The sequence below is a fragment of the Streptococcus parasalivarius genome (assembly GCF_054785155.1).
In genome coordinates, this window is sequence record NZ_BAABOB010000001.1 from 206,805 (window position 1) to 231,550 (window position 24,746).

At 40.7% G+C, this 24,746-nt stretch carries 23 protein-coding genes and 1 pseudogene; 18 read left to right on the plus strand and 6 right to left on the minus strand.

All coding sequences use genetic code 11. The annotated features are described in order from the left end of the window. The first annotated feature begins 175 nt into the window (after window positions 1–175). From ACYVQ1_RS00990 to ACYVQ1_RS01020, 7 genes are all read left to right on the plus strand, one after another. Window positions 176–3,211: a Spy0128 family protein gene (locus ACYVQ1_RS00990; RefSeq protein WP_461249532.1), complete on the plus strand. Its 3,036-nt coding sequence runs from the start codon at window positions 176–178 to the stop codon at window positions 3,209–3,211. A 130-nt stretch (window positions 3,212–3,341) separates the two neighbouring features. Further along, complete coding sequence (locus ACYVQ1_RS00995) at window positions 3,342–4,340, plus strand: glycosyltransferase family 4 protein (protein WP_461249533.1); 999 nt, start codon at window positions 3,342–3,344, stop codon at window positions 4,338–4,340. Further along, on the plus strand, window positions 4,341–5,663 hold the full coding sequence (locus tag ACYVQ1_RS01000; protein ID WP_461249534.1) for a glycosyltransferase family 4 protein: 1,323 nt from the start codon (window positions 4,341–4,343) through the stop codon (window positions 5,661–5,663). It begins immediately after the preceding gene. Between the two features lie 333 nt (window positions 5,664–5,996). Further along, a complete protein-coding gene (locus ACYVQ1_RS01005) occupies window positions 5,997–6,320 on the plus strand; it encodes a MazG-like protein (RefSeq protein WP_004251229.1) in 324 nt (107 codons plus the stop codon). Window positions 6,321–6,375: 55 nt separating this feature from the next. Further along, window positions 6,376–8,322, plus strand: a complete 1,947-nt coding sequence (gene thrS, locus ACYVQ1_RS01010; protein WP_461249535.1) for a threonine--tRNA ligase — start codon at window positions 6,376–6,378, stop codon at window positions 8,320–8,322. 49 nt (window positions 8,323–8,371) lie between these two features. Further along, on the plus strand, window positions 8,372–9,310 hold the full coding sequence (locus tag ACYVQ1_RS01015) for an alpha/beta fold hydrolase (protein WP_461249536.1): 939 nt from the start codon (window positions 8,372–8,374) through the stop codon (window positions 9,308–9,310). A 29-nt stretch (window positions 9,311–9,339) separates the two neighbouring features. After that, window positions 9,340–10,398: a DUF3114 domain-containing protein gene (locus ACYVQ1_RS01020; protein ID WP_461249537.1), complete on the plus strand. Its 1,059-nt coding sequence runs from the start codon at window positions 9,340–9,342 to the stop codon at window positions 10,396–10,398. Window positions 10,399–10,471: 73 nt separating this feature from the next. Here ACYVQ1_RS01020 and ACYVQ1_RS01025 read toward each other — a convergent pair whose 3' ends face one another. The 5 genes from ACYVQ1_RS01025 to ACYVQ1_RS01045 form a co-directional block, all read right to left on the minus strand. Continuing rightward, a complete protein-coding gene (locus ACYVQ1_RS01025) occupies window positions 10,472–10,663 on the minus strand; it encodes a PspC domain-containing protein (protein WP_037613335.1) in 192 nt (63 codons plus the stop codon). A 58-nt stretch (window positions 10,664–10,721) separates the two neighbouring features. After that, window positions 10,722–11,399 carry a PAQR family membrane homeostasis protein TrhA gene (trhA, locus tag ACYVQ1_RS01030; protein WP_461249538.1) on the minus strand — a complete coding sequence of 226 codons (678 nt, stop codon included), beginning with the start codon at window positions 11,397–11,399 and terminating at the stop codon, window positions 10,722–10,724. Further along, a complete protein-coding gene (locus ACYVQ1_RS01035) occupies window positions 11,392–11,841 on the minus strand; it encodes a DUF1836 domain-containing protein (RefSeq protein ID WP_461249539.1) in 450 nt (149 codons plus the stop codon). The genes trhA and ACYVQ1_RS01035 overlap by 8 nt, the downstream gene beginning before the upstream one ends. A 172-nt stretch (window positions 11,842–12,013) precedes the next feature. Continuing rightward, window positions 12,014–13,285 carry a hydroxymethylglutaryl-CoA reductase, degradative gene (locus ACYVQ1_RS01040; RefSeq protein ID WP_461249540.1) on the minus strand — a complete coding sequence of 424 codons (1,272 nt, stop codon included), beginning with the start codon at window positions 13,283–13,285 and terminating at the stop codon, window positions 12,014–12,016. Between the two features lies 1 nt (window position 13,286). Then, window positions 13,287–14,453: a hydroxymethylglutaryl-CoA synthase gene (locus tag ACYVQ1_RS01045; RefSeq protein ID WP_461249541.1), complete on the minus strand. Its 1,167-nt coding sequence runs from the start codon at window positions 14,451–14,453 to the stop codon at window positions 13,287–13,289. 343 nt (window positions 14,454–14,796) lie between these two features. Here ACYVQ1_RS01045 and ACYVQ1_RS01050 point away from each other — a divergent pair, with 343 nt between their 5' ends. The 11 genes and pseudogenes from ACYVQ1_RS01050 to ACYVQ1_RS01100 all read left to right on the plus strand — a co-directional run bounded on the left by ACYVQ1_RS01050 (window position 14,797) and on the right by ACYVQ1_RS01100 (window position 23,922). Continuing rightward, a complete protein-coding gene (locus ACYVQ1_RS01050) occupies window positions 14,797–15,657 on the plus strand; it encodes a thymidylate synthase (RefSeq protein ID WP_461249542.1) in 861 nt (286 codons plus the stop codon). A gap of 108 nt (window positions 15,658–15,765) precedes the next feature. Further along, window positions 15,766–16,269, plus strand: a complete 504-nt coding sequence (locus tag ACYVQ1_RS01055) for a dihydrofolate reductase (protein WP_073687512.1) — start codon at window positions 15,766–15,768, stop codon at window positions 16,267–16,269. Between the two features lie 4 nt (window positions 16,270–16,273). Continuing rightward, entirely contained in the window at window positions 16,274–16,444 is a 171-nt protein-coding gene (locus ACYVQ1_RS01060; protein WP_002886174.1) for a hypothetical protein, read from the plus strand. A 17-nt stretch (window positions 16,445–16,461) separates the two neighbouring features. Continuing rightward, the gene (gene clpX, locus ACYVQ1_RS01065) at window positions 16,462–17,688 is read left to right on the plus strand and encodes an ATP-dependent Clp protease ATP-binding subunit ClpX (RefSeq protein WP_002890340.1); all 1,227 of its coding nucleotides are present in this window, start codon (window positions 16,462–16,464) and stop codon (window positions 17,686–17,688) included. A gap of 9 nt (window positions 17,689–17,697) precedes the next feature. Further along, a complete protein-coding gene (gene yihA / locus ACYVQ1_RS01070; RefSeq protein WP_461249543.1) occupies window positions 17,698–18,297 on the plus strand; it encodes a ribosome biogenesis GTP-binding protein YihA/YsxC in 600 nt (199 codons plus the stop codon). A 283-nt stretch (window positions 18,298–18,580) separates the two neighbouring features. Further along, window positions 18,581–20,542, plus strand: coding sequence for a retron Ec67 family RNA-directed DNA polymerase/endonuclease (locus ACYVQ1_RS01075; RefSeq protein ID WP_193757572.1), 1,962 nt, complete (start codon window positions 18,581–18,583; stop codon window positions 20,540–20,542). After that, window positions 20,538–20,618: pseudogene (locus tag ACYVQ1_RS01080) on the plus strand (YihA family ribosome biogenesis GTP-binding protein); the annotation flags it as partial. The gene ACYVQ1_RS01075 and the pseudogene ACYVQ1_RS01080, both read left to right, overlap by 5 nt. A gap of 129 nt (window positions 20,619–20,747) precedes the next feature. Beyond that, window positions 20,748–22,124: an amino acid permease gene (locus ACYVQ1_RS01085; protein ID WP_060971325.1), complete on the plus strand. Its 1,377-nt coding sequence runs from the start codon at window positions 20,748–20,750 to the stop codon at window positions 22,122–22,124. 11 nt (window positions 22,125–22,135) lie between these two features. Beyond that, a complete protein-coding gene (gene mmuM / locus ACYVQ1_RS01090; protein ID WP_461249544.1) occupies window positions 22,136–23,086 on the plus strand; it encodes a homocysteine S-methyltransferase in 951 nt (316 codons plus the stop codon). Between the two features lie 112 nt (window positions 23,087–23,198). Then, on the plus strand, window positions 23,199–23,453 hold the full coding sequence (locus ACYVQ1_RS01095; RefSeq protein ID WP_002886199.1) for a DUF1912 family protein: 255 nt from the start codon (window positions 23,199–23,201) through the stop codon (window positions 23,451–23,453). Window positions 23,454–23,544: 91 nt separating this feature from the next. Beyond that, window positions 23,545–23,922, plus strand: a complete 378-nt coding sequence (locus ACYVQ1_RS01100) for a helix-hairpin-helix domain-containing protein (protein WP_461249545.1) — start codon at window positions 23,545–23,547, stop codon at window positions 23,920–23,922. Between the two features lie 118 nt (window positions 23,923–24,040). Here ACYVQ1_RS01100 and plsY read toward each other — a convergent pair whose 3' ends face one another. Next, window positions 24,041–24,682 (minus strand): glycerol-3-phosphate 1-O-acyltransferase PlsY, encoded by a 642-nt coding sequence (plsY, locus tag ACYVQ1_RS01105; protein ID WP_461249546.1) that lies wholly within the window; start codon window positions 24,680–24,682, stop codon window positions 24,041–24,043. Window positions 24,683–24,746: the final 64 nt, after the last annotated feature.

Below are 24,746 nucleotides of genomic sequence, written 5' to 3' on the forward strand. Positions count from 1 at the left end.
GAAAGCTTATCATATAAGGGTTTACAAATTTCACTATCTATTGATATCTTAGAAAGCTTTACAAAACCTCCAAAGGGGTAAATAATTATCTTGCAAAGTTCTGAAAATAGTGTATAATTCAGAATGAAAAGGGTTACAAAAATGTTAAGATTTGTAAAAATGGGAGGATAGAATCATGAATAACCGATTCGGTGATTCGAGGCAGCGTTTCTCCATCCGTAAGTTTACGGTGGGCGTTGCTTCGGTCTTACTTTCGTCTGCAGTTTTTGGTGTAAGTACCGCCAAAGCAGATCAAGCTGAAGAGCCTAAAGGCCAACCAGCGACGAGTGTACTTGAGGAAGCCAGTGAGTCTGATGGTGGGGGCCAAAGGACGAGCGCAAATGTCTCAAGTCAAGAGGTGACAGCTGAACCTACCGTTCAGGCAGAAAGTACCAGTGCTATCTCAGTGACTGCTGTTTCTAGTGAAGTTGCGCTTCAAGAGCAAACGGTTGCAAGCTCTGAGCAAACAAGTTCATCACAAGATAAGACTAGTGAAACTCTTAGTGAGAAACCTGTAACTGTTAGTGAAACACGAGAAGCTAGTGCTAGCGAACTTGCTGCAGCAAGTAATAGTAGTTCCACTTCATCTGATAATTTCGGACTTAAGATTACCAATCTAAGTCGCCCTATTCCAGCGGATGTCAAGGTGACTAAGACAGGAACTGAAATTAATGTTCAAAATCCTGATGTGGAAATGGAATTTCCAAATGGAAATAGCAAGTACGCGACTAGCAAGGTAATCTACCACAATATTCCTTTCCCTGATGATATGACCATCAATGAAGGAGATCAGGTCATTTTTAATTTGCCTGAGCAGTTGCGTTTCCGTACTAGATACGATATTAATGTCTATAATCCAGACAATCAAATTGTAGGTCTGGCTCAAATTGATCCTGAGAAGAATCGTGTCACAACGACCTTTAATAACTATTTCCAAACACATCCCAACAATAAGCTCATGAGTTTGGAGTTGGATACCCTTTATTCTGAAGAAGTAGATGAAGGGGAACATCTTACTCTTGATTTTGAGGGACGTATCATTCATGTTTCAGTGGGTAAAGTGCAGTCACCTCCTCCAGGTCAAGAGGTTATTTCTAAGTGGGGTAGTCAAGACAAGAATGATCCGACGCTTTTGAATTGGCAGATGCGTCTTAACTACTCACGTCGTGTTCTTAACAACTTGAGATTGATTGACACTTGGTCTGACAATCAACGATTTGTGGATGGTTCTTTGCAACTCCGCTATATTGATTCAGCAGATCCTTGGATTGACAAGGGATCGGCTATGGACCTGATTAAGAGTTTCTCTTATGACGACACCCATTTTGAGCTTAAACTCAATCAGTTGGACCGCATGGTTTATGTTTGGTATCAAACCCGTTTGACAAAACCTGTTGAAGAATCAACCAACCCTGTCAACCGTATTAAACTCCATGCGGATGTTGTTTCTGATTCTTACAAGTCAACCATTCGCTTGGTTGGTGGTCGTGGAGATGCCATTGGTGATAATCTCGCTCATTTCAATCTTGAGCTTGAGAAGGACTTGGCAGGCAGAGACCTCAAGGACAAAGAATTCACCTTCAAACTGGTTGATGTGACGGATAGTGCCAATCCTGTTGACTTAGGGGAAACCACTAATGATGCTAAGGGTAAAATTGTCTTTTCAGATCTCTCACTCAGTAAGCCAGGCATCTATCATTATCGTGTGACTGAAGTTCCAGGAAATGATGAAGATGTGGTATATGATAAGCTAGAAGCTAATATCACTATTCAGGTTGTTCGTGAAACTGTAGATAACCAGGTTAAATTGGTTGCTAAGGTTGCCTATCCAGAAGACGTTATCTTTAACAATAAATTGGTAACACCAGCTAAGGCCAAAATTGCATTTGGTAAGGAATTGACCAAGGCAGGTGTTAAGCAAGATCTAAAAGCAGATCAATTCCAATTTGTCCTTAAAGACCGTTTTGGAAAAGTCCTTGAGACTGTTGGAAATACAGCTGATGGTCAGGTTGCCTTTAGTGAGTTGACCTTTAACAAGGTTGGTACCTACAACTACACTGTTGAAGAACTTGCAGGTAAGGATGATGCAATTGTCTATGATACGATGAAAGCTGCTGTTTCTATCACGGTAACACGTGATGGTGATGCTCTTGTTTCAACCGTAGTTAATCCAAAAGATACCATCTTTAACAACAAGTTTGTGACTCCAGCTAAAGCTGCTATTCAGTTCAGTAAGGAATTGACTAAGGCAGGTGTTAACCAAACTTTGACTGCTAATGAGTTCCAATTTGTCCTCAAAGATAGTGCAGGCCATATTGTCGAAACTGTTGGAAATACAGCTGATGGTCGAGTTGCATTTAGTGAACTTCACTTTGATAAGGCAGGAACTTACACTTATACTGTTGAAGAAGTTAAGGGAACTAACGAAGATATCATCTATGATGGTATGAAAGCGACTGTCTGGATTACAGTGACCCGAGATGGCGATGCTTTGGTATCAACGGTCGTTAATCCAAAAGACACTGTCTTTAATAACTATGTTAAAGAAGTGCAACCAGCCAAGGCCAAATTCGAATTGACCAAGGTTCTTACGGGCCGTAACCTCAAAGATGGTGAATTTAGCTTCGTTCTTAAGGACGACAAGGGTAATGTTATCCAAACAGTGACCAATAATGCACAAGGAAACATTAGTTTTGAAAACATTGTCTATGACAAACCAGGTGTTTACTACTACACTGTTGAAGAAGTCAAGGGCAATGAAGCCGATGTGGTTTATGATAACATGGTAGCTAAATTCCAGGTGACTGTTACCAAGACTGTGGGTGAAAAGGAAAATCTGCTTGTAGCAGCAGTTCTCCTTCCTTTGGATACAGAATTTAACAATAGTTACATTCCTCCAAAACCTCCTACACCGCCAACACCACCGACTCCACCAAGTGTCCCACCTAAACCACCAGTGGTTCCGCCAACACCACCAACACCACCAACACCGCCTACTCCACCGGTGACGCCAAAACCAGCTAAGCCAGTTCAATCCTCTGAGAAATCAGGACCTCAACTTCCAGAGACTGGTCAAGCTAACGATACTGCCTTGCTTGCCCTCGGTGTGGCAGCAGAAATGGCAGCAGTCATGGGTGTAGCATATAGCCATCGTCGCCGTAAAGACGTTTAAGATGATGACCTAAAAGATCGAGAATGCTCGATCTTTTTTAGTGTTGGAATGCCTATCTCATTAAATGAGAAATCAAGATAAAGCCAACTGCAGGATGAAATTTCTACTAAATTAAGCTATAATGAAGAGTATGAAAGTTCTACTTTATCTTGAAGGAAAATCGGTTCTTGAAAAATCAGGAATCGGACGGGCTCTCCACCATCAGATGCATGCCTTGGACTTGGCGGGGATTCCCTATACAACGGACATCTTGGGTGATTACGATGTCGTTCATATTAATACTTATGGTCCACGTAGCTTGATGTTGTTGCATGCTGCAAAACGCCGTGGCAAGAAGGTCATCATGCATGGTCATTCGACACGTGAAGACTTTGAGAATTCATTCATCGGTTCTAACCTTTTGGCCCCACTTTTTGGGAAATATTTAGCCCACATGTATCAAAAGGCCGATTACGTGATTACGCCATCTGAGTATTCCAAAAAATTGATTCAGTCTTACGGAGTTACCACACCAATCATTGCTGTTTCAAATGGGATTGATTTGAAAAAATACGGTAAGGATCCACGTAAGGAAGAAGTTTTCCGAGACTACTTTGGTATCGAGGAAGGACAGCCAGTGGTTATTTGTGCGGGTCTTTATTTCCAACGCAAGGGAATTGAAGATTTCGTCAAGGTTGCCGAAAAGATGCCCCATGTTCGTTTCATTTGGTTAGGTAGTATCAGCAAATGGCTGATTCCTAAGAAGATTCGAGACATTGTCAATGGTAAGCATCCTGATAATGTCAGCTTCCCAGGTTACTTCAAGGGAGCTGTCTTCCAGGGAGCTATGAGTGGTGCTAATGCCTTCTTTTTCCCGTCCTATGAGGAAACCGAAGGAATCGTAGTGCTAGAGGCCTTTGCCAGTCACCAACATGTGGTTTTGCGTGATATTCCTGTTTATGAGGGCTGGGTTGATGACAAATCTGCTTCATTCGGGCACAACGTGGACGAATTTGTAGTAGCCTTACAAGATATTATCGATGGTAAAGTGGACAAACGTAAAGAAGGTTACAAGGTTGCAGAGAGTCGCTCGATTGATGATGTCGCCCAAAAACTTGTTGAAGCCTACAAAGAAGTATTGGAGATTTAAATGCGTATCGGATTGTTTACAGATACCTATTTTCCACAGGTATCAGGTGTTGCGACTAGTATTCGCACACTGAAGACGCAGTTGGAAAAAATGGGGCATAATGTCTTTATCTTTACTACGACTGATAGAGATGTTGACCGCTATGAAGACTGGCAGATTGTCCGTATTCCGAGTGTGCCTTTCTTTGCTTTTAAGGACCGTCGTGTGGCTTATCGTGGCTTTTCTAAGGCTCTAGAAATTGCAAAACAGTACAAGCTTGATATTATTCATACGCAGACAGAGTTTTCCTTGGGGCTTCTAGGGATTGCTATTGCGCGTGAACTTAGGATTCCTGTTGTGCACACCTATCATACTCAGTATGAAGACTATGTCCGCTATATTGCCAAAGGTATGGTCATCCGTCCAAGTATGGTTAAGTACATTGTTCGTGGCTTTATGAGCGATCTGGATGGGGTTATCTGTCCGAGCGAGATTGTTTATGACCTTTTACTCAAGTACAAGGTTGCTGCTGAAAAACGGGTCATTCCAACGGGGATTGAACTTGAAAAATTCCAGCGTCCAGAGATTACTGAGGAAGATGTGGCGGACTTGAGAGCCAAGCTTGGTATTGCTTCGGATGAAACCATGTTGTTGAGCTTGTCTCGTGTCTCTTATGAGAAAAATATCCAAGCAGTTCTGGCGGCTCTACCTTCGGTTTTAGAAGAAGACGATAAGGTTCGGTTAGTTGTTGCTGGCGATGGGCCTTACCTACCAGACCTGAAGTCCCAAGCCAAGAAACTTGGTGTTCTGGATAAGGTTGTTTTCACAGGTATGATTGCACCTAGCGAAACAGCTCTTTACTATAAGGCTGCTGATTTCTTCATCTCGGCATCAACCAGTGAGACTCAGGGATTGACCTATCTGGAAGCCTTGGCTAGCGGTACTCCGATTATTGCTCATGGAAATCCTTATTTGGACAATGTCATCACAGACCAGATGTTTGGAACGCTTTATTATCATGATAATGATTTAGCTGGGGCCATTTTGGAAGCAGCCATTGCAACGCCAGAAAAAGACGAGACTAAGTGGGCCGACAAGCTCTATGAAATTTCTGCCGAAAACTTTGGAAAACGTGTCTATGAGTATTACTTGGACCTCACGATTTCTAAGGATTTCCACAATGATTTGAATGGTGAAGATAGTACCATGAAACGCTTGACGCGTATGGTGACTTACTTGCCAACCAAGGCCATTACCTTGCCTGTTAACGGCTCTGTTCGTATCATCAAAGGCTCTGCTAAACAGGTCAAGAAAATCAAAAATATCACGAAACTTTTGGATTAGGAAAGCTATCAGATTTTCCTAGTCAGATAAAATCTTAGAATTGATTAATAAAAGAGATAATTAGCTTGAAAAATTACAGTTTCATGCTATAATAACGCATAGAGACATATCAGTCATGGGAAATCTTTCAGAGAGCGTGTGTCGCTGGGAATCACGCAGAGGACATGATTGGGACTACTCGATAAATTTTTTATGCAAACATAAAACGGTGGCCACGTTAGAGCCAATCAGAGGTGTAGGACAGACGCATTTTTTGTCGTACACGAACTAAGGTGGAACCACGTTGCGACGTCCTTTTGAGGATGTCGCAATTTTTTTATGAGGAGACTAACTATGGAGTTGCAAGAATTAGTGGAGCGCAGTTGGGCAATCCGACAAGCTTATCACGATCTGGAAGTTAAGCATCATGATTCCAAGTGGACGGTAGAAGAAGACCTCTTGGCTTTATCGAATGATATTGGAAATTTCCAACGATTAGTGATGACCAAGCAAGGACGCTACTATGATGAAACACCTTACACACTGGAACATAAACTTTCAGAAAATATCTGGTGGTTAGTAGAACTTTCTCAACGTTTGGATATAGACATCCTGACGGAAATGGAAAACTTCCTCTCTGATAAAGAAAAGCAGTTGAACATTAAGACTAGGAAGTAGTCTGCTAATAAAAAGTCAATGCTTAGAAACTATGAATTAATAAAAGGAGAAAATCATGATTCAAATTACTTTCCCAGATGGCGCTGTTCGTGAATTCGAATCTGGCGTTACAACTTTTGAAATTGCACAATCTATCAGTAACTCTTTGGCTAAGAAAGCTCTTGCTGGTAAATTCAACGGTAAATTGATTGACACTACTCGTGCGATCACTGAAGATGGAAGCATCGAAATCGTGACACCTGATCACGAAGATGCCCTTCCAATTTTGCGTCACTCAGCGGCTCACTTGTTTGCACAAGCAGCTCGTCGCCTCTTCCCAGACATCCACTTAGGTGTTGGTCCAGCTATCGAAGATGGTTTCTACTACGATACAGACAACCAAGCTGGTCAAATTTCTAACGAAGATCTTCCTCGTATCGAAGAAGAAATGAAGAAAATCGTTAAAGAAAACTTCCCATCAATCCGTGAAGAAGTGACAAAAGACGAGGCGCGTGAAATCTTCAAAAATGACCCATATAAATTGGAATTGATTGAAGAACACTCAGAAGACGAAGGTGGTTTGACAATCTACCGTCAAGGTGAATACGTTGACCTTTGCCGTGGCCCACACGTGCCATCAACTGGTCGTATCCAAGTTTTCCACCTTTTGAATGTTGCAGGTGCCTACTGGCGTGGAAATAGCGATAATGCTATGATGCAACGTATTTATGGTACAGCTTGGTTCGACAAAAAAGACCTCAAGGCTTACCTTAAACGTCTTGAAGAAGCTAAAGAACGTGACCACCGTAAACTTGGTAAAGAACTTGATTTGTTCATGATTTCTCAAGAGGTTGGTCAAGGTCTTCCATTCTGGTTGCCAAACGGTGCGACAATTCGTCGTGTCTTGGAACGCTACATCGTGGACAAGGAAGTAGCAGCAGGCTACCAACACGTCTACACTCCACCAATTGCCTCAGTTGAACTTTATAAAACTTCAGGTCACTGGGATCACTACCGTGAAGATATGTTCCCAACAATGGATATGGGAGATGGTGAAGCCTTTGTCCTTCGTCCAATGAACTGTCCTCACCACATCGAAGTTTACAAACACCATGTCCACTCTTACCGTGAATTGCCTATCCGTATCGCTGAAATTGGTATGATGCACCGTTATGAAAAATCTGGTGCCCTTACAGGACTTCAACGTGTACGTGAAATGTCACTTAATGATGGTCATACTTTCGTAACACCTGAACAAATCAAAGATGAGTTCCAACGTACGCTTCAATTGATTATCGATGTTTACGAAGATTTCAACTTGACTGACTATCGTTTCCGTTTGTCATACCGTGACCCTAAAGATACTCACAAATACTTTGACAATGACGAAATGTGGGAAAATGCTCAAAGCATGTTGAAATCAGCCATGGATGACATGGAACTTGACTACTTTGAAGCAGAAGGTGAAGCTGCCTTCTACGGTCCAAAACTTGATATCCAAGTGAAGACTGCCCTTGGTAATGAAGAAACACTTTCTACTATCCAATTGGACTTCTTGCTTCCAGAACGTTTTGACCTTAAATACATCGGAGCTGATGGAGAAGAACACCGTCCAGTTATGATTCACCGTGGGGTTATCTCAACAATGGAACGCTTTACAGCTATTCTTATTGAAAACTATAAAGGAGCCTTCCCAACTTGGTTGGCACCTCAACAAGTAACTGTTATCCCAGTTTCAAATGAAGCCCACACAGATTATGCTTGGGAAGTTGCTAAACAACTTCGTGACCGTGGTATCCGTGTTGAAGTGGATGAACGTAACGAGAAAATGCAATATAAGATTCGTGCGTCTCAAACACAAAAAATCCCTTATCAATTGATTGTTGGTGATAAGGAGATGGAAGACGGAACTGTTAACGTTCGTCGCTATGGACAAAAACAAACACATACAGAAGCTGTGTCAGAATTTGTAGAAAATATCCTTGATGATATCGCTCGCAAATCACGCCCAGATGCCGAATAAATCAGAAAGTCGGTTAGCTAAGCTAGCTGACTTTTTAGTAGGATAAACCATGCATGTTTTTATAAAAAGACTTTGCTTTCTGCTGGGAGCAGTTCTAGTCTTGTTACTGGCTAGCTTTACTTATCATAGGTTAGCCTTGCAAAGAGAAAAGGCCTCTCTTAACCCTATGGGGCAAATGGTGTCTGTTAATGGCCATGACATGAGCGTCTTTGTGAAGGGAAATGGTCCACAAACCTTAGTTTTTCTATCTGGTGCTGGAACGGCCTCTCCCATTCTAGATTTTAAAGACTTGTATGATGGGCTTTCTAAGCAGTATAAGATAGTCGTTGTAGAGAGAGCTGGCTATGGTTATAGTGAGGATACCTCTAAGTCCAGAGATGTGTCTGAAGTTCTTTCTGAGACACGTCAAGCCTTAGCCAAGGCTCATGTATCAGGTCCTTATATTATCCTTTCTCATTCGATGGCCTCCTTAGAAACGCTTTTGTGGCAAGAAAAATATCCAAGTGAAATACAGGCAGTCATCGGTTTAGATTGGGCTCTACCAGAAAGTTACGCTCATTTAAAAATGCATTCCCAGATTTTACGTATGGCTCGTTTGGGAAGTCAATTAGGTCTTTTAAGGTATATACCGAGTCGCTTATATGTGCCTAATGAAAATCTAAGTAGTAGGGACCGCCGCCTCTATCAACGAATAGCTTATCGTCAAATACTATCACAAGCTATGTTAAATGAGAGCCTATCTGTTAAGGGAAATGCTAAAAAGGTTGATGCTAAGATAGATTCACAAATCCCCACCTTACTTTTGGTTTCTAATGGAGAAGGCACGAGTTTTAGCAAGGAGGAGTGGCGAAATTATGCGACCAGATTTGCAAAGGACCAGAAAAATATCGAACTGACTTTTTATGATGCCCCACATTATCTTTATCACTATCAGACCAAAGAGGTAGTTGCTAAGATAGAGGACTTCATAAAGGGGACCACTGATTAAACTAACTTATGTTATTGAGGAGAGATGAGATGCTCATAGGCTCAAAAGCCTTTTCTAGCTTATGGAAGGAATGGCAAAAGGAATACCAGCCACTGCAGGTGCTGAAGTTATTGCTTGCTTATATAGAGATGCCAGGGGATCTATTTGGGGAGATAGAGGAAACTCAGCGTTTATTATCCTATTTTGACCCTGACTTGGCGCCTCATGATGCTTTCTGGAAGGATATTGCCAGGTTAGTAGATCTGGCTTTTCCTGGTGATAGCTTGTCTCAGGAAGGCCTTGTAGAGCGCCAAATTCATCAGCTACGTTACCTGATTTCGAGTCAACAGGCCCAGTATGTGCGGATACATTATAAAAAAACAGGGATGACAGACAAAGAAGCTTTAGCTGTCTATCTTAGATGGAAACCTTTCACCATGTTTGATCAGGGGCGTCTGCACCAAAAGATTTCTTTCTGTGATGGCAAGGGGATTTATCCAGATGGGATTCCTAGTGTTAATCTCAAGATTCTCCTCTATAATCGTGTAGAGTTTATTCTAGATAGTCAGGGAAATTTTCTCAATGAGGTCGATGCGGAGCAGGTGACCGAGAGTGGAGTGGTTAATGGTGCTAGTTTCAACTATGGCAATTTCAAACGCCACTGGCAACTGGATGTGGAGCCGGTTCAACCACATGATCCTGCCTTTCGTAATCGGATGACCAAGGGTTTTCGATCACCCAACAAATTGAGAAAGAAGTGGGGCCGAAAAGAGCCTGAGCATTTTGACAAGTCTTTTTACAATCCAAATGGTATCTATGCCCAGTCACATAGATCTTTGGCTAATGATATCAAATGTCAAGCCAGACTTTTTCTCGCCATGGTTTATGGCTTTAAACCAGTTCAGAAAAAGCAAACAAAGGAGGTTCATATGTCTAAACAACCACAAAACAATAAAGGAACAGCAGTTCTAGGATCACTAGTATTTATGGCCTTATACGCCCTAGGTATTTGGCACAATGCTGTCCGAGGAAATATTCCTTTCCTTATTCTTTGGAGTGTTTTACTCCTAGTTAACGTCAGCTATTTGATTTTCCGCTTGAGAAAATAAAAAAAGAAAGTGATATGGACCTAAATGGTAAGAAATTTAGGTCTGTATCACTTTTTGTATATTCAATTATAGCTTACCACTTGCTTTCTTCTGGGATAATAATCCAGCAAATGATGTAGAAAAGAAAACCTGTTCCGAATAAGAAAATCGCTGCAGCCCAGATGAGGCGAATAATGACAGGGTCAATGTCAAGATAGTTGGCGATACCAGAACAAACACCAGCGATTATTTTGTTGTTAGGATCTCGTCTGAGTTCTTTCTTCATATGATTTACCTCCGTATGGCCTTATTATATCATAACTATTTGAAGCCTGGTATCAGTTTTAAGGAAGCATGAAATAGACGATACCTATATACTGGAGAGCCGAAGCCAACATGATGAAGAGGTGCCAAATCATGTGGAAGTATGGTTTTTTCTTAGCATAGAAAGCTGCGCCAACCGTGTATGATAATCCTCCAGCAAGCATAAGTCCCCAAAAAGCTGGACCTGTCTTAGTGACGATAGCTGGAATAATGAAGATAACCAGCCAGCCCATCATTAGATAGAGGAAGAGGGAGAATTTTTCATTGATTTTTTTAGCAAAGATTTTATAAAGAATACCGAAAATCGTTGTTCCCCATTGAAGGATAATGATGCTGTAGCCTAGCCATCCGCCAACTAGCGATAGGGCGACAGGGGTGTAACTTCCAGCAATGGCGATATAAATCATGCTGTGGTCAATAATTCTTAGGACCATCTTGTGGGGTGAGTTATAATCCATGGCATGATAGATGGCTGAGCTCAAAAACATGAGGAAGAGACTAATGACAAAAACGGACATGCCGACGGCAGCAGTCATTCCGTAGCCATTGTTGGCATGAACGGCAGTAACTGGCAATAAGACCAGCATGGCCATAGCTCCGACAGCGTGTGTCACGCTGTTTGCCACTTCCTCACCAAAGCTAAGTTTTTTACTGAGTTTGAGGTTGGGAGAAGTGTTAAAAGTAGCAGTATTAGACATTGTTTCCTCCTTCAAGGTCGTTCAAAAGTTGATGGGTAGCTCGGTAGCATTGAAGCGTCTGACAGGCTGAGAGTATGACTTGCGGAGCCTCTTGGGGAAACTGACCATTCATACAGGCTACAAAGTCATTGTAGTAACTCTTTTGACTTTCAGCATCTGTACGTAGGATTTCCAAGGTTTTAGCAATCTCAGAAATCTCAAAGACGGTCTTCAGACTAGTGATGACAATAAGTCTAGCTACCTGAGCAGCATTATATTTTTTCTTGATGGGTTTTGCGACATGACCATGTTTGACATAATTATTGACCATAGAGGCGGTTAGCCCCTTATCGTTTGGCCCCAAAGTACTTTGGGTGACCTGATTGACATAGAGCAAAACCTGATCCAAATAGAGTTCAATCTCTGGTAATTCTTCCCAGAGAGGGTATTCTTGTACTGTCAAATTATAAAAACCTCTTTATCTAGTTTTCATAACTAGATTATAACATTATAGAAATTTGAGTCAAGTCAGAACTTACGAGAAATGAAAAAGATGTTGAGATAATATTTCCAACATCTTTATTTTTTATGTAATAAGGCAGAGTTATTTTTTAAAACTGCTTCAGTATCTCTTTTTATGGGGTTCTAAGTTTCTCCAAAATTGCTTGTGCAGTTTCTTGATTCATATGTTTGGCCTTGAGAAGTTCAGCCAAAACGTGAGGCATCTCTTCAGGGCTAGCACCGGCTAGTAGGGCTAGAGATTTGGCCTGAAGTTTCATATGTCCTGCTTGGATACCTGTTGAAGTCAGAGCTTTGAGAGCAGCCAGATTTTGTGCCAAACCAAGAGAGACGATGATACTGGCTAGCGTTTTAGCATCTGGATGATTAAGTAAGTCATGGGCGATAGAAACACTAGGGTTAAGTCCGATTGAACCGCCACGGGTTGCAATTGGCATGGGGAGGGTTAATTCTCCCACCAATTCTTTAGCCTCCTGGTCATAAGTCCATGTGGACAGGCCACGGTAGCTACCATCCTTGCTAGCATAGGCATGGCCACCAGCCTCAACCGCTCGCCAATCATTGCCAGTCGCAATAACTAGGGCATCGATACCATTGAAAATTCCCTTGTTATGGGTAGCTGCTCGGTAAGGGTCCACCTGGGCCAACTGGCTAGCCATCTCCATTTTCTTAGCAAAATCATGAGCGTCTTCCTTGTTACGACTGAGGAAGCGTGTGCTAAGACGACAAGTTGCTGTCACTAGACTCTCGGTGGCAAGATTTGAGAGAATGGCCATGAGACTTTGACCTTCTGAGAGATTTTCCAGTTCTGGCACCAGTGCTTCCATCATGGTGTTGACCATATTGGCTCCCATGGCTTCTTGGGTATCAACGGCTAGATAGACAATGAGGAAGTCTCCCTTAGCCTCAGTCCAGAGCCTGCGAGGGCCACCTCCACGCTTAACAATAGAAGGATGAGCCTCTTTGGCAATCTCTATGAGGTCCTGATTAGCTGCTTGAATTTTACTTGAAGCAGCGGCTTTATCAGGAACGTCAAAAAGGGCAACTTGGCCAATCATTTGACGATTATGAATCGTAGTCGTGAAACCGCCAGAGCGTTTAATGAGCTTGCTAGCATAGGAAGCAGCGGCGACAACAGAAGGCTCCTCAGTAACCATAGGAACCTGGTAGGTTATACCGTCTACCAATACATCTGGGCAAACGGCAAAGGGAAGTGTAAATCGACCAATAACATTTTCAGCCATTTGATTGGCTGTTTCAAGGGTGAGTTGTTGGTCCTTATCCAGAAGATCTTGATTTTCCTGAGACAAAAGAGCATTCTTTTTCAAATGCTCTTTACGTTCTTGCGGTGTCTTCTTGGAAAAACCAGTCCAAGAGAGTTTAGTCATATTAATTTCCTTTATAGATACGTTGGTGTTCAGAGATTTCAGTTAAACGGAAAGCTCCGGTTTGGTAATCAGTGAATTGAGTAGAGCCAGTGTCATCCAACTGCGCCTCTTCATAGAAAAGTTTTTCATAATCAGCAACGCTCAAGGGTTGACGTTTGGCAAAGGTATCTAGACGGTCTGAGCGAAGCAGGTCTTTGTAGCCCTCAACCAGACGTCCTGAGAAAATTTCAGAGACAGCTCCAGAACCGTAAGAGAAGAAGCCAATCTTATCTCCTGCTTTAAGGTCTTGCGACTGTTCAAGCAAAGAAAGGAGCCCAAGGTAGAGTGACCCTGTATAGATATTTCCAATTTGGCGACTATAGGTAATTGAAGCATCAAAGTTTTTTGTCAAACGCTCTTTATTCTCTGGATTTAAATCTTTTGGAATGATTTTATTAAGTCCCTTAAGAGCTAGCTTAGGATAAGGAAGGTGGAGACAAAAAGCTGCAAAATCAGCAAAGTCAGCTTGATGGCGCTCTTGGTAAGCTGCCCAAGTTGTCTTCAAACTGTCAAGGTACTGCTTGGTTGAATAGATGCCTTGAACATAAGGCGTTGAACTGTAGTTTGGGCGCCAGAAGTCCATGACATCACGAGTTTGTGCCACGTTGTCATCTGTAAGCTCTAAAATACGTGGATTCTGACTGACTAGCATAGCTACAGCACCAGCTCCCTGAGTTGACTCACCTGAAGATCCGACACCATAGCGAGCGATGTCACTAGCGATAACTAGAACTTTGCTCTCTGGGTGGGCTGCCACGTGCAATTTAGCATAGTTAAGTCCAGCAGTTGCAGCATAACAAGCTTCCTTCATTTCAAAAGAACGGGCAAAAGGTTGAATCCCCAAAAGACTGTGAACATAGACAGCAGCAGCTTTTGACTGGTCAATGGAAGACTCAGTAGCCACGATGACCATATCGATAGCTTTTTTGTCATCGTCATTTAAAATATCAGTCGCCGCATCAGAGGCAAGCGTCACAATATCTTCTGTAATCGGCGTAATACTGGTTGCATCAAGCATCAGACCTTTGCTGAATTTTTCAGGCTCCGCCCCACGGGCAAGAGCGAGATCAGCCATGTTTAGAACATATTGACTGGTCGCGAAACCAATCTTATCAATTCCAATAGACATATGATGTTTCCTTTTTTTCTTCATTGTAGAGTATCCAGAGAATACTAATCTATAGTGATTTTACCATAAAAGAGCGCTTTCGCCTTGAAAAAACTTTGATAGTTAGTTATATCTTCTGTTTCGATAGTAACTAGAGGATTTCACAAGACTTACTTTTGGTATTGCCGTAGCTTTTAGTTCTCATTTGCACTAGAATAAGGTAAAATTGAAATGATAATTGGATTTTTGAGACCATAGGCTCAAAAATTAGTCTTGGAACTTCTTCGAAGTTCCAAGACGTCCGTAATCACTTAAGGAAAGTCTCAAAAAATACTTTGTTTTCAATTGAATAAAGAGGAAAATCATGACAAAAGCAGACACTATTTTTAAAGAAAATATCACTAAAATCATGGAAGAAGGCGTTTGGTCGGAGCAAGCACGTCCTAAATACAAGGATGGCACCACAGCCAACTCCAAATACATCACTGGAGCTTTTGCAGAATATGACTTGAGCAAGGGAGAGTTTCCAATTACCACTCTTCGTCCTATCGCTATCAAATCTGCCATCAAAGAAGTGTTTTGGATTTATCAAGACCAGACAAACAGCCTAGATGTCCTTGAAGACAAGTATAATGTGCATTATTGGAATGATTGGGAAGTTGAAGGCGTGCCTGCCAATAATGGGGACAAGCGTTCAATTGGTCAGCGTTATGGTGCGGTCGTTAAGAAGCACGATATCATTAACCGTTTGCTGGCTCAGTTGGAGGCTAATCCGTGGAACCGTCGCAATGTCATTTCCCTTTGGGATTACGAGGCCTTCGAGGAGACAGCTGGCCTTCAGCCTTGTGCCTTCCAAACCATGTTTGACGTTCGTCGTGTGGGTGAGGACATTTATTTGGACGCCACTTTGACGCAACGCTCTAACGATATGCTGGTGGCTCATCATATTAATGCCATGCAGTATGTGGCTCTTCAGATGATGATTACCAAGCACTTTGGTTGGAAAGTTGGTAAATTCTTTTATTTCATCAACAACCTCCATATCTATGACAATCAATTTGAGCAAGCCGAGGAACTGCTCAAACGTCAACCATCTGATTGCCAACCACGTTTGGTCCTCAATGTTCCTGATGGGACAAATTTCTTCGATATCAAACCAGAAGATTTTGAATTGGTTGACTATGATCCTGTTAAACCTCAACTCAAATTTGACTTAGCAATTTAATAAACGTTGATAATTTAAGTCCATAAAGAGCTGGCAAAGTTTTTTCCAAGCTCTTTTTCTCTTTTTTTGTTAGAATGGATTGTAAACTTAAAAAGAAAAGGAAATACTGTGTCTAAACAACTCATTGCTATTTGGGCGGAAGCTCATAACCATGTTATTGGGAAGAATCACACCATGCCTTGGCATTTGCCTGCTGAACTGGCACATTTCAAGAAAACGACCATGGGCTCAGCAATTCTCATGGGACGTGTGACCTTTGATGGCATGAACCGTCGTTGCCTACCAGGACGTGAAACCTTGATTTTGACACGAGATAAGGACTTCGACTGTGAGGGTGTAACGACCGTTACGAGTGTTGAGGAAGCTCTGGCTTGGTTCGAACAGCAAGATAAGGACCTCTATATTGCTGGTGGTGCTGGTGTCTACAAGGCTTTTGATGGACATTATGATGCACTCATCAAGACAACTATTGAGGCTGATTTAGAGGGAGACACGTATTTTCCACAACTAGACATGACGGCATTTAAAGAGGTATCACGTGACCGCGTGGTCAAGGATGATAAAAATGCCTACGACTTTAGCATAAGTCGCTATGAAAAAGAAGGAGACTAGGTTCATGCAACGTAGTGTTTTTGGGTTATTTACTGCATTATTGGGGGTGCTTTGTGTACTCTCTGCCATTCCTGCCTTTCGCAAGAAACGTTATGGGTTAGCAGTTTTTCTCTTTTTAAATGCTTTTACTAACCTTGTCAATACTATTCACGCCTTCTATGGCACCCTATTTTAGAAAAGAGTGAGGAATAAATGGCTGGAAATCGTAATGAAGAAATGGTTTATTGTTCATTTTGTGGCAAAAACCAAGAAGAAGTAAAGAAAATTATCGCTGGGAATGGCGTCTTTATCTGTAACGAATGTGTGGCCTTGTCACAAGAAATCATTCGTGAGGAAATGGCAGAAGAAGTTTTGGCTGACTTGGCTGAAACTCCGAAGCCAAAAGAACTTTTAGATATTTTGAACAACTATGTCGTGGGGCAGGACCGTGCCAAACGTGCCTTGGCGGTAGCTGTTTACAATCACTATAAACGTATCAATTTCACAGAAAGTCGTGAAGACAATGATGTGGATTTGCAAAAATCAAATATTCTCATGATTGGACCAACTGGTTCAGGGAAGACTTTCTTGGCTCAGACCTTGGCTCGTAGCTTGAATGTTCCATTTGCGATTGCGGATGCAACATCATTGACAGAGGCAGGTTATGTGGGTGAAGACGTGGAAAATATCCTCCTCAAACTGATCCAAGCGGCAGACTTCAATATCGAACGTGCGGAACGTGGTATCATCTATGTTGACGAGATTGATAAGATTGCTAAAAAGGGTGAAAATGTATCAATCACTCGTGACGTTTCTGGTGAAGGGGTTCAACAAGCTCTCTTGAAGATTATAGAAGGAACAGTAGCCAGCGTTCCTCCTCAAGGTGGTCGTAAACACCCTAACCAAGAGATGATTCAAATTGATACTAAGAATATTCTCTTTATCGTTGGTGGTGCTTTTGATGGTATCGAAGATATCGTTAAGCAACGTCTTGGTGAGAAAATCATTGGTTTTGGTCAAAATAATAAGGCAATTGATGATGACTCATCATACATGCAAGAAATTGTGGCTGAAGATATTCAAAAATTCGGTCTTATCCCTGAGTTTATCGGACGCTTGCCAGTCCTTGCGGCCCTTGAACAGTTAACGGTTGACGACTTGGTTCGTATCTTGACAGAGCCTAGAAATGCCTTGGTTAAACAGTACCAAACCCTCTTGTCTTATGATGGGGTTGAACTGGAGTTTGACCAGGATGCTCTTGAAGCTATTGCAAGTAAGGCAATTGAACGTAAGACCGGTGCGCGTGGCCTCCGCTCTATCATTGAGGAAGTCATGATGGATGTCATGTTTGAGATTCCTAGCCAGGAAGATGTGACTAAGGTTCGTATTACAAAAGAAGCCGTTGACGGCACAGCTGCTCCAGTTTTGGAAACAGCATAAGGAGGTTCTATGGCTGAAGAACAAGTCCTAAATACGCACAATGCTGAGATTTTGCTCAGTGCGGCGAATAAGAGCCACTATCCCCAAGATGACCTCCCTGAGGTTGCCCTAGCAGGACGCTCGAATGTTGGTAAATCAAGCTTTATCAATACACTTCTTGGTCGTAAAAACCTAGCACGTACTTCTGGGAAACCAGGGAAAACTCAGTTGCTTAATTTCTACAATATTGACGATAAGCTTCGTTTTGTGGATGTGCCAGGTTACGGTTATGCCCGTGTGTCTAAAAAAGAACGTGCCAAATGGGGCAAAATGATTGAGGAGTACCTTGTGACTCGAGATAATCTTCGTGTCGTTGTTAGCTTGGTTGACCTCCGACATGAACCAACTCAAGACGATATCCAAATGTATGAGTTTCTCAAGTATTATGAAATTCCGGTCATCGTTGTAGCGACTAAGGCTGACAAGATTCCTCGCGGAAAATGGAACAAGCACGAATCAATTATTAAGAAAAAACTCAATTTCGATAAAAATGACCATTTCATCGTCTTTTCATCTGTCACACGTGACGGTTATGATAAAGCATGGGATACGATTTTGTCAGAGTTGTAAGAAAAGCTCGGAGAAATCCGAGTTTTTTTGAATTTTATCATTTATTGACATAAAGAAGTCTCTATGATAGTATAAAAAAAGCGTATGATTAGATTTTTGACTTGTGATTCGCAAGTAATAATGAAAATGTGTTGAAGGTGTTTAGCTCCTCCAGTATATTTCCTATTAAGAAAAAATGAAAAAGTTCAGGTGACTTAAATGACATCAGCTGAAAAGTTGGTATCTGTATACTGTCGTCCGCGTAAGAGTTTTCATACGCTTTTTTTTTATATGGGGAGGTTTTATGAATAAATTAACTAATGTTGAGTCCAAGGATGATTTTGCAAGACTTTTGGGATTTTCAAATAGTAGATTTATGAATTATGTATTGTATGTTTTGCGTACAGAGGAACTATATGAGACTTTTACAATTCCTAAAAAAAGTGGAGGAGAGAGAACAATTAACGCTCCTAAAAAGGAATTAAAAATACTTCAAAAAAAGTTGGCAAATCTCTTGTGGGATTGTTACATTGAAGATTTAGAATCTGAGTCAAAAGTAAAGAATAAAAAAATACCTAATTTATCGCACGCTTATGAAAAGAATAAAAGTATAATAACCAATGCAAAGTTACATAGAAATAAAAAATATGTCTTAAATATTGATTTAGAAGATTTTTTTGACAGCTTTAATTTTGGAAGAGTGAGGGGGTTTTTTATTAAGGATAGAAATTTTTGTGTATCTTCAGACGTTGCGACTGTTATTGCACAAATTGCTTGTTATAAAGGAAAGTTACCGCAGGGGGCACCTTCTTCACCAATTATTACAAATTTAATTGCTAGAATCTTAGATTATCGAATTGTAAAAATTGCAAAAAAATATCGCTTTACATACAGTAGATATGCAGATGATATGACTTTTTCAACAAATCGAGAATTAGCTTCAAACAAGCTGAGGACAACTAAAGAATTAGATAAATTCCTTGCAGAATTAGAAAAAGTAATTGTGGCATCTGGTTTTAAAATAAATAATAAAAAAACACGCTTAAGTAACAATATGCAGCGCCAAGAGGTTACAGGTTTAGTTGTTAATAAAAAGATAAATGTAAAAAGGGAGTATATTAAAAATACACGTGCAATGGCTCATAAGTTATATTTGAGTCAAAGGTTTGAAATCGATGGTAGAGAAGGCACGATTAATCAGCTAATAGGTAGATTTGCTTTTGTTCAACAGATCGATCAATTTAATAATTATTTATCATATAAAAAATCATTAATAAAGAATAATTTTGATGCTCAAAAATATTTGATAGGAAAAGATTCGGGAAAAAAATCAGAATCAAAATATTATTGGAAATATATTTTTAGTAATAGAGACCTTCGAAAGCATTTATATTATAATTCGAGACATGATACATATAATTTACCAAAAGGATTTTATACCATAGGAAAAGAAGAGAAAAAAATGTATATGTCTCTATTTAATTCTAGGGAAAAAGAATATAAAAAGTTTTTATTTTACAGATACTTTTATGGAAATGATAAACCAATTATTGTTACTGAGGGAAAAACTGATTCTAGATATATTAAGGCTGCATTGAAAAAATTATATTATAAATACCCTGAACTAATTGAAAAAAATGGTAGTGATTTTGTTTTCAAAATTGAATTTTTGAAACATTCAAATACAATAGAGTATCTTTTTAATGTTCCAGAAGGGGGATCCGGTTTTGAATACTGGTATAGATATTTTTCCGATAAAAAGAGATTTCAAATGGGCGAGGTTGAAAAGGTGGTTTATCCTAATTATATTGAATACTTTAAAAAATTAACAAATAGGACACCAGATAATCCGACTATTTTTTTGTTTGATAATGAACTTCAGGGTCCACTATACAATTTTGCAAATTTTGCGAAAGATCTAGCCATTTCTACAAATAATTTTAATCAGATTCGATATAGTTCGTTTGATAGAATTGTTAAGAAAGATTCCCTCTATGTAATGGCGACCCCATTAATTCCTAAAATAAATAATGGTGTATTTTCAGATATTGAGGACTTATTACTCGTGAGAAATTCAACACCTATTTTACGAGGAAAACAATTTTCTAAACATGGAGGGTCGAATCATTATGGAAAAGATATTTTCTCTAAACATGTTTTGAAAAATTATTCAAAGTATGACTTTACTGAATTTATCCCTCTATTGGATGGAGTAAAAAATAATATTAAAGACTATTATCAAAAATCTAACAATAGGAAGAATTGACCATTTCATCGTCTTTTCATCTGTCACACGTGACGGTTATGATGAAGCATGGGATACGATTTTGTCAGAATTATAAGAAAAGCTCGGAGCAATCCGAGTTTTTTTCTTGCGATAGTTTTTGTCTATCTCTTTGATAGATTCCACCTATTATCCAAGGGGATGATATTGTGATAAGCTTGTTTTATCACATATATTGGAGGAATCTATGGAAAACCATAATTATGAAAATGAAGGTCAGTTCCAACGGAAGATGACCTCACGCCACCTCTTTATGCTCTCGCTAGGTGGTGTCATTGGTACCGGTCTCTTTCTTAGCTCAGGCTATACGATTGCACAAGCAGGCCCTCTTGGTGCGATACTATCTTATCTTGTGGGGGCTATCGTTGTTTACTTAGTCATGCTTTCATTAGGTGAGCTAGCTGTTGCTATGCCAGTAACGGGATCCTTTCACACCTATGCCACTAAATTTATCAGTCCGGGAACTGGCTTTACGGTAGCTTGGCTTTATTGGATTTGTTGGACGGTAGCCTTGGGAACAGAATTTCTGGGTGCGGCCATGTTGATGCAACGTTGGTTTCCATCAGTTCCGGCTTGGATGTTTGCGGCATTCTTTGCCTTGGTAATTTTTGGAATTAATGCTCTGAGCGTAAGGTCTTTTGCGGAAGCGGAATCTTTCTTCTCTTCTATAAAGGTTATTGCTATCTTGGTTTTCATCATCCTAGGTCTGGGGGCTATGTTTGGTTTGGTCAGCTTTGATGGTCATCGTGAAGCTATTATGTTCAAGCATTTGACGGCTAATGGTCTCTTTCCAAATGGTGGTCTTGCCATAGTGTCAGTCATGTTGGCGGTTAACTACGCCTTTTCGGGAACAGAGTTAATCGGTATCGCAGCTGGTGAGACAGATAATCCTAAAGAGGCTGTTCCACGTGCTATTAAAACGACCATTGGACGCTTGGTTATCTTCTTTGTCTTGACTATTGTGGTATTGGCTTCGCTTCTTCCCATGAAAGAAGCAGGGGTATCTTCAGCACCTTTCGTTGATGTTTTTGACAAGATGGGGATTCCATTTGCGGCGGACATCATGAACTTTGTTATCCTGACAGCTATTCTTTCTGCTGGGAATTCGGGACTCTACGCTTCAAGCCGTATGCTTTGGTCTTTGGCCAATGAGGGAATGCTCAATAAAAAGCTAGTGAAAATTAATAAACATGGAGTTCCAATGACAGCCCTTTTGATTTCCATGGCAGGAGCAGTTTTATCGCTCTTTTCAAGTATCTATGCTGCAGATACGGTTTATCTAGCTTTGGTATCAATCGCTGGTTTTGCAGTTGTTGTTGTCTGGCTCTCCATTCCTTTGGCACAAATCAACTTCCGTAAACAGTGGAATTTAGAACATTCTGATGATGAGTTGGATTACAAGACACCGTTTAACCCAATCCTACCTTATATCACAATCGTTCTCTTGGCCATTTCTGTGCTTGGGATTGCTTGGGATAGTTCACAACGTGCGGGACTTTACTTCGGTATTCCTTTCATGATTTTCTGCTACCTCTATCACTACCTTCGCTTTAAAAAATGGTAAGGAGGCCTTGTATGACAATATTTAAAGATTATTTGGAAAATAATTCTCCCCTTATCCTTCATGGGGCTCTAGGAACAGAGATGGAAGCCCTAGGGTATGATATTTCAGGTAAGCTCTGGTCAGCCAAGTACCTTCTTGAAAAGCCAGAAGTTATTCAGAAAATTCACGAAACCTATGTAGCCACTGGGGCTGACTTGATTACTACATCGTCTTATCAGGCGACCTTGCCAGGCTTGATGGAGGCTGGACTTACTGAGAAAGAAGCGGAGCAGATTATTGTCTTGACAGTTCAGTTGGCAAAGAATGCACGTGATAAGGTCTGGACAGCATTAGATGAGACTGAGAAAGCAAAACGACCATATCCTTTGATTTCTGGAGATGTCGGTCCTTACGCAGCTTATTTGGCTAATGGTTCTGAGTATAGTGGTGATTATGGCCAAATTACTATCGAGGAGCTTAAGGAGTTTCATCGGCCTAGGATTCAAATTCTCCTAGATCAAGGTGTGGACTTGCTAGCTTTGGAAACCATTCCTAATCGTTTAGAAGCACAAGCCTTGATTGAACTCCTGGCTGAAGAATTTCCAGAATCAGAAGCTTATCTCAGTTTTACAGTCCAAGAACCAGCCACTATCAGTGATGGGACTTCTTTAGATGAGATTGCCCAGCTTGTTTCCCATTCAGACCAAATCTTGGCTCTAGGAATCAACTGTAGTTCGCCTCTTCTTTATGATCAAGCTCTTGCTATTCTTAAGAATGCTGGAAAAGCCCTCATTACTTACCCAAACTCAGGTGAGATTTATGATGGCAGTACGCAGACTTGGAAACCTAAGGATAAGGATGCTCTAACCTTAGTTGAACATAGTAAAGATTGGCATGCTCAGTTTGGAGTTAAGATTTTAGGTGGCTGCTGCCGCACACGTCCAAATGACATTAAAGCCTTATATAAAGAGTTTAGAACCTAGTCAAATTTCTAATTATTTGTTATAATAGGAGACTGTAAGGCTATGAGCTCTACACATTATTAGTAGAAAATGAAGCCAGCGTTAAGCTGGTTTTTAAAATGAAGAGGAAAATATGACCTACGAACAAGAATTTCTAAAAGACTTCGAAGCCTGGGTTGTTACCCAAGTTAAAGTAAACGAAACGGCCTTGGCCGCTAGCAAGAAAATCTGGGAAGAAGACGGCGATGAACGTGCACGTGATGCAAGTTACCGCTATGAAGCTAAATTGGATGCTTACAATTTCCTAATTGGTAAGTTTGCCAACTACCGTGCTGGCAAAGGTTTCCATGATATGCCAGATGGCTTGTTCGGGGAACGTCACTATTAATAAAGGATGAAAAATAATAAAGGATGAAAAAGAAAATGGCGATACTACTTTATAGAAAGGTATCGTCTATCAAAATAGGAGAAAACTAAACATGGCTAAAGTAAAAAATAAAAAGAAAGCTTTTAAACACCGTTTGAAAAAACAAGGACTTTTCAATAATGTTAAAGCCCCTGTTCCACCCGTTGCGCCTGTTCCACCAGTGCCACCAGTAGCACCACAACCTGTTGCTGAACCTAAGATAGTTGCTAAGGAAGAAGTGGTAGCTACAGACCTTAGTCTTGAAGCTTTCGCAGAACTTCCAGAAGTTGAAGGCCTTCGTTCAAACCTTGTAGAAACTCTTTATAATGAAGGTTTGACTTCAGTAGAGGCTTTTGCTACTGTGACTGAAGAAGAAGTCCTTGCACTTAAGGGAGTAGGGCCTGCGACAGTTAAAAAATTGAAAGAAAATGGTGTTAGCTTCAAAGCTTAAGCCTAAAAAAGATCCGAGGTGTAGCCTTCGGATCTTTATTATTTGTCTTGGGTCTGTCAGTTGGTTAGCCGAACAAGAAAACCACTAGCTTGGCTAGTGGTCAATAGTCATTAATGATTTATTTCTTTGGATTTTGTTTCGTTAAATTAAGTCCAAAGGGTACCAAGTTTTCTTGATGATTACGGATACGAGCTATATTTTCAGTGTGACGGAAGATAATAATCAAAGCCATGATGGTAAGGACGCCAGTGAAAATAAGGTCATAGCCATCTAGCAAGAAGTGGATAGCTGGAAAAACAGCTATGGTAATAAGTCCAATAACTGCGGTAGTGACACTTGAAAATGAAATCATACTGGTCAGATAGAGAGTTAAAACAAAGACCATGAGCAGGAAGACGCAGTAGAGGGGGGCAAAACCAAGAAGCACCCCGGCACTTGTCGCAACGGCTTTTCCCCCCTTAAATCCCGCAAATATTGGGAAAACATGCCCGATAATGGCAAAGAAACCAATGACTAGGGGTGATACTTCCGTGACACCCAGCCAAATAGGTAAGAGAACTGCTAAGGTCCCCTTGAACATGTCTACCAAGAAAGTAATTGTTCCAGCAGTCTTACCAAGGACACGGAAGGTGTTGGTCGTTCCAGTATTTCCAGATCCGTGCTCCCGAAGATTAGTATGAAAGAAAACTTTTCCAATCCAGAGACCAGTCTGAATGGAACCCAATAAGTAGGCGATAAGGATTAACAATAAGATTTTCATGAGATAATTATAGCATACAGCCTAGTAATTGACAAAGCTCGTCAGCATAAAGATATCCTATGAG